This window comes from Alteromonas infernus, from assembly GCF_902705815.1.
On the sequence record NZ_CACSIG010000003.1, the window covers coordinates 139,527 to 153,809 of the forward strand.

A 14,283-nucleotide genomic window follows, 5' to 3' on the forward strand; every position below is an offset into this window, starting at 1 on the left:
AACAGCAAGGTTTACAAGGAGTCGAATATGTCTAAACGCGCCACCCTTTATCGTATGGTCATGCCGAACCATATTTGTCCTTTTGGGCTCAAGTCGAAAGACTTGCTGGAAAGAAAAGGCTTTGAGGTTAACGACCACCATTTAACGACTCGCAGTGAAACCGATGCATTTAAAGAAAAGCATGAGGTAAAAACCACGCCCCAAACCTTTATTGATGACAAACGCATTGGCGGTTACGACGACCTAAGAGATTATTTTAACCTAAAGCAAGAAAGTGAATTTGGGTCTCGCTATACGCCCATTATCGTTATTTTCTCGTTAGCTGCATTGATGGTAGCTGCACTTATGCTAAAAGGCGGCCTAGCCGCTGATGTAGAACCGTTTGTGATGAACTTTATCGGTATCACTATGGTCATTCTCGCCTTACAGAAACTGCAGGATTTAGTCGCGTTTTCAAACCAGTTTATCACCTATGATCTGCTGGCAATGAAGCACGTGCGTTACGCTTATGTTTACCCCTTTGCTGAAGCCTACGCTGGTTTAGGCATGCTCGCCGGGCTACCTGCGCTTATGGTATCGCCAGTTTCTATATTCATTGGTGCAATCGGCGCTGTATCTGTCATAAAAGCAGTATATGTAGACAAGCGAGAGCTTAAGTGTGCCTGCGTTGGCGGTAATTCAGACCTGCCCCTTGGCTTTATCTCGTTAACAGAGAATCTCGCCATGTTTGGTGCAGGCCTGTATATGTTGGTTAACTGGCTCGCCCTCTAACATAGTTAGTTCGAGCTAAGCCGCAGAACGTCGCCCTCGTCCCTAAGGGGTTATCGATGACGGGCGACTCATCCCTTTAAGGTGGGCTACAACACTGCGCCCTAATGCGCTTAAATCATATCCCCCCTCTAACATGCTGATTATGCGCCCCTTGCAGCACTCATCGGCAATAATTCGCAGCTGCTCGCTTACCCAGAAATAGTCATCTTCAACTAACCGCAAGTGAGCCATTGGGTCTTCTGCATGAGCATCAAAACCGGCCGATATTAGGATGAGTTCTGGCTGAAAGTTGCGAAGGGCATCAAACCAGTGCTGCACTTTTTCTCGAAATACCTCACCAGTGGTTCCTGCGTCTAAAGGTACAGACAAGATATTACTGGCCGACACTGGTGAGCCACTGTGGGGGTAAAATGGGTGCTGAAAGCTGCTACACAGCATTATGCGTTGGTCGCCTGCAACAATTTGCTCGGTGCCATTGCCATGGTGAACATCAAAGTCGACAATCGCCACGCGTTTAAGCCCATAGTTTTGAAGTGCGTAACGGGCAGCTATAACAATGTTATTAAAAACGCAAAAACCCATCGCACTATCATAAGTGGCGTGGTGGCCCGGCGGCCTGGTTGCACAAAATGCTTGCCGGTCTTCACCATCCATCACCCAGTCTACCGCATTACAGCCTGCCCCCGCCGACTCTAACGCCGCGGTTAAACTATGTCGCATTAAGCCTGTGTCCTCGTCAAGCCAGGCTACGCTGTCCTTTCTTTCTGAGTATTGCGTTTTTTCATGGTCGCTAAACATTGCCTGAGCAGCCTGTTCAAATACACTTTTTACATAGTAAGGGTCGTGGGCAAGCGTTAAGTAAGCTTCAGCAATAGGCGTAGCATCTGCGTGTTCACACACCATGTCTAAACCAGAGGAAAGGAGCTGATCGTCAATGGCAAACAAGCGGTCGGGCGACTCTGGGTGGTCTTTGCCCAAATCGTGTTTAGTGCCATGTTTGCCGCGAAATATTTTTATTGTCATGTCAGTGAAGCCACATCGAGTACTAATTCTATGTCACTGGGGTCGCCAGTAAATTTTCTTTTGAATTGGGCCTGTTCAAATATGGCTATCATCGGACTGTTATCACCGCGTACATAGGCCATCATTTTTGCAATGCCCCGTACCTTGGCAACGTTGATAAGCTCGTTTAAAAGCCGACTTGCCATCCCTTTGCCCTGCTGGGTTTCCCTGGTTACAAACGCCGCCTCACAGGTATTGTCATCAGGGTTATAGTAAAAACGTCCCACCGCATGAATGGTAATGCGAGAGCCTTCTTGCCTTACAATGCATAAGGCAGCATCAGCGCTTTGATCCACCGACACCAAATTGCATGACTTTTCACGAGACATTTGTTTAGGGTCGTAGTTATAACGCAGCCTCAGCGTTTCTTTGGTATGGGAATAGAAAAACTCTTGAAGACGCCGCTCATCAGCGGGGTTCAAGGGCCGCATATAGAAGGTTTCGCCTTGTATGTTGAGCTTTTTAAGCTGTATAGCACCTAATTCGGGTATATCGGTAGGGTACTTTTCTTGGTAATGAGGCACCCAATAATGCTGACGAACTTCTTCTAGCAAGGCTGCGCGAAATTTAGGGTGAGCAACACGAATAAGCTCTAATGCACGCTCACGAATGCTTTTGCCTTTAAGCGACGCAATGCCGTACTCCGTTACCACATACTGCACGTTGCCCCTGGACGTTACTACGCCTGCACCTTCACTGATACGCGGAGTTATCCGAGAAATGGTTTCATTTTTTGCCGTAGACGGCAGCGCGATGATCGCCTTTCCGCCCTTGCTGATAGACGCGCCAGTGACAAAGTCTACCTGCCCGCCAATGCCGCTGTAAAAGTCATACCCTAGAGAGTCGGCCACCACTTGCCCGGTTAAATCCACTTCTAATGCGCTGTTTATCGCCACCATATTATCGTTTTTGGCTATGTTAGTAGGCTTATTCACATAGCTGCTTGGGTAAAATTCAATATGAGGGTTACTATCAATTAGGTCGTAAAGTTTACGCGTGCCAATAGCAAAGCTCGTGACGATCTTACCCGGGTGAAAGGTCTTCTTTTTATTCGTAATTGCGCCCGACTCCAACAGTTCGATAATGCTGTCGGTCAGCATTTCGCTGTGAATACCCAGGTCTTTGTGATTACACAAATACTTTAAGGTGGCGCTGGGAATTTTGCCAATACCAAATTGCAACGTCGCCCCGTCGTCAACAAGCATAGCAACATACTGCCCTATCCGTTCAGCGACCGAATCTATTGGCGGCGGCGACACCTCAACCAGTGGCTCTTCTGCCTCGATACAGGCGGTAATTTCACTAATGTGAATATAGGAGTGCCCAGATGTTCTAGGCACTTGCGGGTTAATTTGGGCGATGACTTTTTTACTTTGCCTAATGGCCGACATAGCGATATCTACCGCAGGCCCCAACGAGCAATAGCCAAATTCATCAGGGGGGCTTACGTTCACTAGCGCTGCATCAAGGGCAAGGGTACCATCGCTGAACAAACTTGAAATTTCAGACAGGAAAACCGGCGTATAATCTGCGCGCCCTTCATCTACGGCCTTGCGCATCGTATCACCACCAATAAAGAAGGTGTTCGCTTTAAATAAATTTTTGTACTCTTCTTTCACCCAGCGGGTGTCGCCTAATGCCAGCATGTGCACAAGCTCTATATCACTAAAACCTTCGCTGTTATCAATAAGGTGCTGCACGAGTGCGTGAGGTACTGACGCGTTCCCGCCAACAAAGACACGGCAACCAGATTTAATTAAAGAAGACCACTGTGGCGCTTGAGGTAAACTACATGTCATTTCCATCTGCCCTGTTCATAGCCATATCTCATCATGCCATAAAAACACGCCCATTCCTGCTTTTGAAGCCAAAAGCGCTATAAGCGATTGGTCGTAGGTTGTGTTTGACGTAAGCAGGTAGCAAAAAGCCCACCGAAGTGGGCTTTATGAATATCATAGTACATGGGGGTTAAGGCACGCCTTCAGCCAACACACCTTATGAATACAAAAGGTTAGTAGCGAAACTTTTCCAACCAGTTTCTGAAAAACGGCGAAATTACCGACTTACTATTTGCTAAACGGTGACCGTCGTTAAGTAACAAAAGCTGCGCTTTTTGATGACGAGCGTACTTAAGGCTGTTCTCAATTGGCACAATCTCATCGTTCCAGCCGTGCACCAAACTCACGTAACCGTCGTAGGGAAAACGCTGAACTTTGTAATTGGGCAAGTACAGCGCAGGCGCCATAAGGAAGACACCTCTCGCCGATATTTGGCTCGCCGCGGCGAGTGAAACATAGCCGCCCATGCTCGAGCCCACTAAAACAACGTCATTACACTTTTCAGCAATGGTCTCTTTTAGGCGCTCTAAGCGGGCTTCGGGGCAATCGAGATCTTGATAATCGATACTCTCTACACCAAAGCCCATATCGTTCGCTACATTAGAAAGCGTGGTTATTTTACTGCCCCATGGACCGCTTTCTTTGCCGTGAGAAAAAACAACTGTGGTCATTACCAATATCCCTATGTAGAAGAATGAAACGTTTTTTTCTCACTCTAGCGCACTTGCTTATTGCTTGTCTTCTTTATGGAACAGTTTTTCTACCATCACGTAGAACATGGGCACAAAGAAAATAGCCAAGAATGTCGCCGCAAACATGCCGCCCATCACCGCAATGCCGATAGCGTTCTGACTTGCTGCTCCCGCTCCACTTGCCAGCGCTAGCGGCGTTACCCCAAGGATAAATGCCATAGACGTCATAAGAATTGGGCGAAAACGTTGGGAGGCCGCGTTAGATACGGCCGTCATTAAATCTTCACCGTTTTCGTACTGCTCTTTTGCAAATTCAACAATAAGAATCGCGTTCTTCGCAGCCAAACCCACCGTTGTTAAAAAGGCTACCTGCAGGTAAACATCATTTGGCAAGTTAAAGATGAACGCGGCGGTTACCGAGCCTAGAATACCCAAGGGAACAACCAGCATGACGGCAAAAGGCACCGACCAGCTTTCGTACAGGGCGGCTAAGCACAAGAACACGATCAAAATAGAAAGCGCATACAGCATGGGGGCTTGAGAGCCTGCTTCCTGTTCCTCGTAAGATAAGCCCGACCATTCAACCGCAAACCCTGGCGGTAGCTGACCAACCAGCTTTTGCATTTCAGCCATCGCTTCACCAGAGGACACGCCAGGTGCTGCACTACCTTGAATGTTCACCGATGAAATACCGTTAAAGCGCTCCAGCTTAGGTGAGCCATACACCCACTCTGTCGTAGAGAAGGTGCTAAATGCCACCATTTCGCCGTCGCTGTTGCGCACAAACCACTTATCTAAGTCTTCAGGGGTCATACGATGCGGCAAATCAGCCTGCATATATACGCGCTTAATACGCCCCTTATCGATAAAGTCGTTGACGTAGCTTGAGCCCCAGGCAATTTGAAGCGCGTTATTAATCTCACTTAAATTCAAGCCGAGTGCCGATGCTTTCTCACTGTCGATATTAATCTTAAACTGAGGAACATCACTTAAGCCATTGGGGCGCACACCTGCAAGTTTCGGATTCTGCGCAGCCATACCCAATAGCTGATTACGGGCATTCATTAAGGCTTCATGACCGTTTCCACCGCGATCCACCAGCTGCATATCGAAGCCTGTCGCGTTGCCTAACTCCATAATGGGTGGCGGTACAATGGGAAACGCCGAGGCATCTTGAATTTGGCTAAAGGCACCAAACGCGCGCTGCGTAACCGCGAATGCAGAATCACTCTCGTCTCGCACACTCCAATCGTTAAAGTTTAAGAACGCCATGCCGGCATTTTGTGCTTGACCTGCAAAGCTAAAGCCCACTACCGCAAACATACCGTTAACTGCGTCGCTTTCCTGCTCAAGAATGTAGTCTTCAACCTGTTTAATTGACTCTAGCGTTCGTCCTGCTGTTGCCCCTGGCGGTGTACTGACGAGCACCATCATTCGCCCTTGGTCTTCATCGGGAAGGAACGCACCTGGAAGCTGGCTAAATATAAACGCCATGCCGCCCACTAATAACCCGTACACCACGAAATAGCGCTTAAATCGTTTCGCCATGTGAGTGGTGGTTCTTTGATAGCGGTCACGCCCCTTGTTAAAGGTGCGGTTAAACCAGCCAAAGAAGCCTTTGTTCTTGTCATGATCTTCGGAATGCTGTTTTAACAACGTGGCACACAACGAAGGGGAAAGCACAATGGCAACTAATACTGAAAACGCCATCGCCGACACGATAGTCACAGAGAACTGGCGGTAAATCGCCCCGGCAGAACCGCTAAAGAACGCCATGGGAATGAATACGGTTGAAAGAACGGCTGCAATACCTACCAACGCCCCCGTAATCTGCGACATCGACTTTTTAGTGGCTTCGGCAGGCGAAAGGCCTTCCTCTTCCATAATACGCTCAACGTTTTCTACAACTACGATGGCGTCGTCCACTAACAGCCCGATGGCAAGCACCATGGCAAACATGGTCAGTACATTAATACTAAAACCAAAGGCCAGTAGCACCGCAAATGTACCCAGTAAAACAACCGGTACCGCAATAGTAGGAATAAGAGTGGCACGCCAGTTTTGAAGGAAAAGTAGCATCACCAAAAATACCAACACTACGGCTTCAATTAAGGTATGTACCACCGACTCAATAGATAGCTCGATAAAAGGTGAGCTATCGACCGGATAAACCACTTTTACGCTATCAGGTAGGTTTGAACGTAACTCTTCAACCCGGGCTTTTACGGCTTTTATCGTGTCTAGGGCATTAGCCCCCGACGCTAAGCTGATGGCCATGCCAGAAGCAGGCCTTCTATCGTAGCGAACAATAACATCGTAACTTTGTGCACCAAGCTCTACCCGCGCCACATCTCGTACTCGCACTTGCGAACCATCGGTATTTACGCGAAGTACGATGTTCTCAAAATCTTCTACGGTCTGTAGGCGGCTTTGCGCTTGAATAGTCGCATTTATTTGCTGATTTTCAATAGCCGGTAAACCACCTAATTGCCCTGCTGACACATCGGTGTTTTGAACCTGCACCGCTGCCTGAACATCCGTGGGAGTCAGGTTGTAGCTATACAGTTTATCTGGGTCTAACCAAATACGCATAGAACGCTGCGCACCAAAAACCCGCACATTACCTACCCCGTTTACACGGGATATTGGGTCTTGGAAACTCGACACTAACATGTCGCTCAGATCATACTGCGTCATGCTGTCGTCTTCAGAATAAAAACCCACCGCCAGTGCAAAAGCACTGTTCGCCTTAGTTACTGTTACCCCTTGCTGCTGCACTTGGGTTGGCAACAGCGGCAAAGCGCCTTGCACCTTGTTTTGCGTTTGAACTTGCGCAATATCAGGGTCGGTACCGGGTTCGAATGTTAACGTTATCGACAGGCTGCTGTTCGAGCTACTTGCCGAGAAATAACGCAAATTGTCGATACCCGTTAGGCTTTGTTCGATAACCTGCGTTACCGAGTTTTCAACGGTTTCTGCCGACGCTCCAGGATAGCTTGCCGAAATGGTCACCGAAGGGGGAGCCACCTTGGGATATTGCTCAATTGGCAGTGAAGTAATGGCAAGTACACCAGCCATCATAGTGATAATTGCGAGCACCCATGCAAACACGGGCCTGTCTATAAAAAAACGAGCCATATTACTTAAATCCCTTGCTTGCTATCGTGAGCCACGTGATGACGGTTGCCATTCAGACGGGTTAACTTTTGCACCAGGTTTAACCTTCTGATACCCAGTTACAATGACCTTCTCGCCCTCACTCACGCCGTTTAAAACCACATACTGATCGCGGTAAATTTTGCCAATTTCTAAGGTTCGACCTTCAACTTCATTGTTCTTGTTAACAACATACACAGACAACGAGCCGTCAGGCTGGCGAGTGGTGGCACGCTGAGGGATTAATAGCGCGTTTTCACGGCCAGTGATAACGTGGCCTTTTACAAATAACCCTGGCAGTAACACGCCTTCAGGGTTTGGCATTTCTGCGCGAAGGGTTACTGAGCCCGTGCTCTCATCAACGGTGACTTCAGAAAATTTTACGCTTCCGGTTTGTTCATAGCGCTTACCGGTCACTTCATCGACCGTCAACTCTACGTCCATAGAGCCTTGCTTACGCATTGATTGGCGCAATGTGATAATTGACGACCCTGATTCTTGCATATCAATAAAAACAGGATCTAACTGGGTTATGGTGGCAAGCTGCTGTGCCTGATTGGTAGTGACAAGGGTACCTTCGGTTACAAACGAACGGCTAATACGCCCGCTTATCGGCGCGTATACCTTGGTATAGCCCATATTTACTTTAGCCACATCAACTGCGGCTTCAGCCACACTAATGGCGGCCTGCGCCTGGTCTTTTTGGGCAATAACGTCGTCGTATTCCTGCTTACTTACCGCATTTTGCGCCACAAGGTCGTCGTAACGGCGAGCTTTCGCTTCCAGTGTTTTAAGGTTTGCCTCTACGCTTTTTAAATCAGCCTTAGCACTATTTAGCTGCGCCAGGTAGCGTGCCTCGTCAATTTGATAAAGCTGCTGACCTTTTTCTACATAAGCGCCTTCTTCAAATAGGCGCTCGGTAATAACACCATCTACCTGGGGACGCACCTGAGACTGACGAGACGGGCTAACTCTGCCCGGCAACACCATTTCATGTACTACAGGTTGTTTTTCCAGCGTAACTACCGATACGGAAGGTGCAGGCTTACCTTGCTGAGCACCTTGCTGCGCTTGCTCACCTTCGTTCGAACACCCAATAACGCCCAACAGGGTTATTAATGCTGCAGTAACATAAAAAATGCGACTCATAAATTTTCTATTTCCCAATAACGTTTACAGAACACGGCCTTTGTTCCGTATTTCCAATATAAAACTAAGAATGTTTGCTTCCAATGCGCCTAATTATCTACAGCCCTACTAGACCGATACGATGATAATCGGAAGAGGTGTGGCACAGTTAAACGCTCGTTAGTACGAATCTGCGCTCTTATCGTTCATATTGTGCGCATTTATACATCAGAATAAAAGAGAATGAAGCTGAAGTTACCGTTGTTGTCGTTTAACTGCCGTAGGCCATATACATTATACGAATAATGCGAAATTATACGCTCAGTATCATTCTATTTTGCCGAATTTAGCGAATAGTACGCACATAGCATCTGATATGCCTGAATAACCTTTTGCGCCTGTTGCCCATTACCCCCTTTATCAGGATGCACGCGCTGAAGCGTTTTTTTGTAGGCGCGCTTTAATGACATGCGCGATACGCCATCCGCCTCATTTACCCCTAGTAAGTCGTGGGCATTATCAATATCACTTTGCTGATAGTTGGCGGTTCGCAACCCTGCCATGCGCTGCCAAAACCCGTTTAATAATGTTTCAACGCTATCGCGGTCGGTCTTCTCGAAGTTAGACCAATCCAAGTAGTATTCAGCCAGCTTATCTGGTTCCGTTATTACTTTGCCTCTTAATTTGGCCCCGTCGTTTTGCTCAGCGTCTGATTTATCAATGGGCTTTAACGAAATATTAAGCGCATGAATATCTAACTCGCCTTCATTTCGCTCGCGCCAATCGCGTTTCAATTGATAAAGCGCGTGAAACAAAACGAAATGGGTTTTAAAGAGAATAAGTGGGTCACGCAGCGCGTCTTCATCGAAAAACTGATAGGGGGCCTTTTTTCAACAGCTCGATAAGCGCGTATTCGCTAATACCCTTTATAAAAAAAGGCTTGAAGGTAGAGAGAAGGTCAACCAACAACTCAGCTTGTTGTACGTAAATAGCTTCATCGACTGTCTCACTTTGCAATGCGACTTACCTTTTTTAGATTCGGGCTGTAGAGAGTTTTTACTTAAATAAAAGGGCTCAGCAAAATAAACGGCCCCCATTTTTATTGCGAGAAACTAATCCAAAATTCCCATTTGACTGTTAAAGTAGGTTGGTCAAACTAAAATAACAACCTTGGAGTTCACTTGAAAGCACTCATTGCCCTAACCAGCATAGTTGGTTTTCTCATGGTGGTATTGCCTGGCCCACTGTATCAATACGCTGGCGTCAGCCTAGGCACCGCGTTTACATCGTTACGCTTCGGCGTATATGTCGGCGGCGCAGCCATCATACTTATTATTTTGCAGGTATTACTAAACCGTAAAAACGTAAACTGGGGCAGTACGCTTGTTTGCGCTATTCTTGCGCTAATTGCGGTAGGCATGCCGGTTAGCATGATGAGCAAGGCAAGCGCGGTTCCCCCCATTCACGATATCACCACCGACGTGACAAACCCACCCGAATTTGTAGCTATCGCACCACTGCGCGAAGGCGCGCCTAACTCGGTAGCCTATGAAGGCGGCGACGTCACCAAACAGCAGATAGAAGCCTACCCTGAAATTAAAACTCAACTGTTGCCACAGCCCGTCAATGAAGTTTATATGGCCGCAGAGAAAGCGATAGAGGCACTGGGTTGGGAACGCGTTAGCGATGGCGCTTTACCTAACACACTGGAAGCCACCGACACCACCACTTGGTTCGGCTTCAAAGACGACGTGGTTATCAGGTTAACCGCTAAAAGCGATGACACCTTGGTTGATGTACGCAGTAAATCACGCGTAGGGAAAAGCGATTTAGGCAAAAATGCTGAGCGTATTGAAACTTTTATGGCCGAACTTAGAAGCCAGCTAGGGTATTACTAAATATAGCCCCACGCTTGCATAATTGAGGCGTAGAAAGGTAAAAAAGCCCGTTCACAATGAAAAGCGAACGGGCTTTTTATTTGCTTTTGGCCGCTCAGGTTGGCCGCCTCCACATTAGTGCGCTAGTTTAAGTACAACAACGCCCGCCACAATAAGCGCCACGCCAAAATAGCGTGCTAACGACGCAGGGTCGCCGTAAAACACCACGCCTACCAAAAACGTGCCCGCTGCCCCTATGCCCGTCCATACAGCATACGCCGTACCTATGGGAATTTGTTTTTGTGCCATCCAAAGGCAAAAACCACTGGCAGCCATAAAACCTATGGCCAGTAGAATGCCCATGACACGGGTTTCCGCCTCTTGCGACATTTTAAGTCCTACGGGCCACCCAATTTCCAGCAAGCCCGCCGTTATCAAATAAATCCAGCTCACCTGTACATCCTTTAAATCAGTGGTTTGACTTACCGCAGTAGTATACCGTTTCAACGAAAGCCTGGGTTTCAACGCGTCTTAGAATTTTGCGACTCAGCGTGTCTTAGCTAAAGGCTTGCCAACTGTATACTTACCATCCCCAACACGGCCGCATTTAGGCGGTTAAACCAGCGCCAAAAATTGGGACGTTGCATATGATGGGCAAAGCGCGCGGTCAGGGTACTTAGCCCCACAAACCACACTACGGATGCGCCAATCGCACCGCCCACAAACCACCATTTATTTTCTTGCCACTGACTTGCCAAATTCCCCATTAGCAATAGCGTGTCTAAGTAGAAATGTGGATTAAGCCACGTTACTGCCAATGCAATTAACAGCGCCTTTTTAAAACGACAGTTGCTTTTTCGCCATCGCTAACACCAAGGCATCATTTGCTAACGACGACTTAATCTTGTTAAACGCTATCCATAACAAAAATGCTACGCCAGCCCATTTGGTCACCGTCACTAGCATTGGATACTCTTGCAACAACAAGCCAAAGCCCATCGCACCCAGGCTAATTGAAATGGCATCGCTAAGAATAAACAGTAAAACGAATAGGGTGGTCCACTGCTTTTTCATCGACTGCTCAATCAGAAAGCTGTTTTGTGCGCCTACTGCGATGATAAGGGTACCGCCCATCACGAAACCACTTGTTGCTGCCGCCAACATGTTGTCTGCCTCTTAAAGTAAATAGATAAATAAAATAGAACGAGCTGGTTGCTCATCATTGACTATCAATACGCCGTAGCAACCTGAATAATTGGCTTGATTTTATACACCTTAAACAGCTAAATTAAATTAATGATTTTTGTCTTTAATAAGCAAAATTAATATTAATAACCTTCTTTTCACAGGATCACCATGCTCGACTACGACGCGCTACGATGCTTTCACGAAGTTCTTCGGTACGGAGGGTTTGAAAAGGGCGCGCAGGCGCTAAATCTTACGCAATCGGCGGTTTCTCAGAAGATAAAACGCTTAGAGCAAAGTGTGGGTGGCCCGGTGATGGTGCGTACTAAGCCATTGAAAGCAACACCGCTTGGGAAAGAGCTGCTTGCTCATATACAGAAAGTGAGTGTGCTTGAAGAAGCATTAAATATAAAAAGTGGTTTAGAAGCCTCGGCAGCACCTATCAGTATAGCAGTGAACAATGATGTGCTTGCCACGTGGTATTCACAAGTTATGGCTTCATTCAGTGAAAAGCACGCCAATCCAGTGCACATCGTCAACGCAGATCAAACCCAAACCAGAGAGATATTACAACAAGGGCGGGTTATGGCATGCATTAGCCAAACGGGAACACCTGTCACCGGTGGCCAGTCGGTCAGGTTAGGCACCATGCGCTATCAGCTGTATGCTTCGCCTCGTTTCATAGAGCGGCATCTTAGTAACGGAATATCGCCTGAACATGTAATGAATACGCCGGGGCTTTTGTACGATGAATACGATGTAACGCTACTTACCGACTATCAAAGGGAATGTTTAAATATTGCGCCTACGTTTACTACCTGTCACTGGTATCCCTCGTCTCATGGTTTTGTAAAAATGGCGTTAGATGGCGTGGTTTGGGCGCTGCTGCCAACACTTCAGGTAGCGCAAGAGGTCAAAGAGGGTGAGTTAATCCCACTGTTTCCCAAAAAAGAGCTGGGAGTACCGCTGTTTTGGCATTGGACTACGCTTGAGTCAGCAGCACTTGCCGATTTAACCACAGCAGTTAAAAAAGTGGCCAAGGCACAACTCACGTGAATTTTTATTCGCTATAAAGGCGCGAACCCAGTGCTTGTGTGTTGCTCTTTAACACTTGAAAATTTATTTCCGATAGACCATTAAGCCGCGGCCTTGCAAACAAAAAGCCCTGAAACCTTTGAACACCTACATGCTGAAGCCACAGCCACTCTTCCATTGTTTCGACGCCTTCCACAACCAGTGGAATGCCCATTGCATTACCAAACTCTAACACAGCTTCAGTAATTGCCTGACGATGACCGTCTTCATGAATACCTGTAGTAATCTTTCTATCGAGTTTTATTATATCGGGCGAAAAATCTGCGAGCAGAGATAAACCAGCGTACCCTGCACCAAAGTCATCGATAGCGATTTGAATTCCGCGCGAGCGTATACGCGCAATAACGTCGTAGAATGCAGCGCTTTCACTAATAATTTCCGTTTCCGTGACCTCTAGCACCAGTTGTTTTGGTTTTAATTTATGTTGATTTAATAAAGAGCACAAATAGTCAGCCACATTCGGCATATGTGTGATAGCGCCCGGGCATAAATTTACCGAAAGTGATTGGGATGGGTTGAGTAACTTAGCCCCTTGGGCTATTGCTATAGCCTTAGTCTCAAGGTCAAACTTATATTTTTCATCACCGTGTAAACTGTCGAGGATAGCTTCAGGGTATCTGCCGTCGTCACTTCTTATCAATGCTTCTATTGTTGAGACTCTGCCTTTAAACGTATCAACAATGGGCTGGAAAGCGAACTGAATGTTGGAGTTTTCGAAAGCATCAACAGATGCAGCTTTAACTGCCACTTTCGCGTTAATTTTCTTGCGATCGTCATCACTCAAGCAGTTTCGCCATTTACCTGAAGCAAAACTGTTTAGTAACGCAAATATTCGACTTTCTCGATTAAGGTTTAGGTCTGTGGGCAGCCAGTAACAGCGACTACCTTGATTAACCAGCAGGGTTCTTAAAAGCCAAGCACCAAAGTTACGTTCGTGAATAACAATTTCTGTTACCTTTACGATAGCACTGTGACGCCTGTCCTTTTTGATATGTTCATAGAGCGCTTCGACTTTTTCGCTTTCTCCTTCAAGCACTTGAAAAAAGTATTCACCATCGAATAACAAAATACCTGTAATGCCATTTGGCTCATTGTACGGTAGGGAGTCTGACATTATTTTCGATAAGTCTTCCTCACTAAATTTTTCCGTAGCTTTGCTTCGATAAACCAACTGCTTAAGCACGTGACACTCCGCGTATTAAAATAATGACACTCCTCTATTGTGGTTTTGACGATATATTTCCTGCTGAGCAAGCCTATATTTGTTCGCACTATCCGAGTATAGACAAGACTACCGCTTCACGACAAAGTTATAAGGAAAAACAACGTTAATTAGGCCTAAGGCTTCCTATCGCGGGCATGTTAGTGTAGGCATTATTAAATTTGTCCCTGTCATATCTATTAAGTTTCTTCATACTCTTTGCGCTCACCACTTGTACTAAAATCTAACGAAACTTTAGCGGTATGGATAATGGGCGG

At 46.8% G+C, this 14,283-nt stretch carries 10 protein-coding genes and 2 pseudogenes; 3 read left to right on the forward strand and 9 right to left on the reverse strand.

What is annotated here, in order from left to right:
• Nucleotides 1–27: 27 nt before the first annotated feature.
• On the forward strand, nucleotides 28–771 hold the full coding sequence (locus ACX5J7_RS00725) for a MauE/DoxX family redox-associated membrane protein (RefSeq protein WP_012516707.1): 744 nt from the start codon (nucleotides 28–30) through the stop codon (nucleotides 769–771).
• A gap of 42 nt (nucleotides 772–813) precedes the next feature.
• Here ACX5J7_RS00725 and ACX5J7_RS00730 read toward each other — a convergent pair whose 3' ends face one another.
• The 6 genes and pseudogenes from ACX5J7_RS00730 to ACX5J7_RS00755 all read right to left on the reverse strand — a co-directional run bounded on the left by ACX5J7_RS00730 (nucleotide 814) and on the right by ACX5J7_RS00755 (nucleotide 9,664).
• Complete coding sequence (locus tag ACX5J7_RS00730) at nucleotides 814–1,794, reverse strand: histone deacetylase family protein (protein WP_012516706.1); 981 nt, start codon at nucleotides 1,792–1,794, stop codon at nucleotides 814–816.
• Nucleotides 1,791–3,632, reverse strand: a complete 1,842-nt coding sequence (locus tag ACX5J7_RS00735) for a bifunctional acetyl-CoA hydrolase/transferase family protein/GNAT family N-acetyltransferase (RefSeq protein ID WP_012516705.1) — start codon at nucleotides 3,630–3,632, stop codon at nucleotides 1,791–1,793. Before ACX5J7_RS00735 ends, ACX5J7_RS00730 begins: the two co-directional genes overlap by 4 nt.
• A gap of 212 nt (nucleotides 3,633–3,844) precedes the next feature.
• Complete coding sequence (locus tag ACX5J7_RS00740; RefSeq protein WP_012516704.1) at nucleotides 3,845–4,342, reverse strand: alpha/beta hydrolase; 498 nt, start codon at nucleotides 4,340–4,342, stop codon at nucleotides 3,845–3,847.
• Nucleotides 4,343–4,399: 57 nt separating this feature from the next.
• The gene (locus tag ACX5J7_RS00745) at nucleotides 4,400–7,501 is read right to left on the reverse strand and encodes an efflux RND transporter permease subunit (RefSeq protein ID WP_012516703.1); all 3,102 of its coding nucleotides are present in this window, start codon (nucleotides 7,499–7,501) and stop codon (nucleotides 4,400–4,402) included.
• A 21-nt stretch (nucleotides 7,502–7,522) separates the two neighbouring features.
• Nucleotides 7,523–8,668: an efflux RND transporter periplasmic adaptor subunit gene (locus ACX5J7_RS00750; protein ID WP_012516702.1), complete on the reverse strand. Its 1,146-nt coding sequence runs from the start codon at nucleotides 8,666–8,668 to the stop codon at nucleotides 7,523–7,525.
• Between the two features lie 311 nt (nucleotides 8,669–8,979).
• Nucleotides 8,980–9,664, reverse strand: a pseudogene (locus ACX5J7_RS00755) (DNA-J related domain-containing protein).
• A 164-nt stretch (nucleotides 9,665–9,828) separates the two neighbouring features.
• Here ACX5J7_RS00755 and ACX5J7_RS00760 point away from each other — a divergent pair.
• Nucleotides 9,829–10,545, forward strand: coding sequence for a DUF1499 domain-containing protein (locus ACX5J7_RS00760; RefSeq protein ID WP_020742648.1), 717 nt, complete (start codon nucleotides 9,829–9,831; stop codon nucleotides 10,543–10,545).
• Between the two features lie 114 nt (nucleotides 10,546–10,659).
• Here the strand turns inward: ACX5J7_RS00760 and ACX5J7_RS00765 are convergent, their stop codons facing one another.
• Together ACX5J7_RS00765 and ACX5J7_RS00770 are read right to left on the reverse strand one after the other, a co-directional pair.
• The gene (locus tag ACX5J7_RS00765; RefSeq protein WP_012516699.1) at nucleotides 10,660–10,977 is read right to left on the reverse strand and encodes a DMT family transporter; all 318 of its coding nucleotides are present in this window, start codon (nucleotides 10,975–10,977) and stop codon (nucleotides 10,660–10,662) included.
• Between the two features lie 107 nt (nucleotides 10,978–11,084).
• Nucleotides 11,085–11,688: pseudogene (locus tag ACX5J7_RS00770) on the reverse strand (LysE/ArgO family amino acid transporter).
• A 192-nt stretch (nucleotides 11,689–11,880) separates the two neighbouring features.
• On the opposite strand from ACX5J7_RS00770, the gene ACX5J7_RS00775 reads away from it, so the two are divergent.
• Nucleotides 11,881–12,765, forward strand: a complete 885-nt coding sequence (locus ACX5J7_RS00775) for an ArgP/LysG family DNA-binding transcriptional regulator (RefSeq protein ID WP_020745176.1) — start codon at nucleotides 11,881–11,883, stop codon at nucleotides 12,763–12,765.
• Nucleotides 12,766–12,769: 4 nt separating this feature from the next.
• On the opposite strand, the gene ACX5J7_RS00780 is transcribed toward ACX5J7_RS00775, so the two are convergent.
• Nucleotides 12,770–13,987 (reverse strand): diguanylate phosphodiesterase, encoded by a 1,218-nt coding sequence (locus ACX5J7_RS00780; RefSeq protein ID WP_498705730.1) that lies wholly within the window; start codon nucleotides 13,985–13,987, stop codon nucleotides 12,770–12,772.
• Nucleotides 13,988–14,283: the final 296 nt, after the last annotated feature.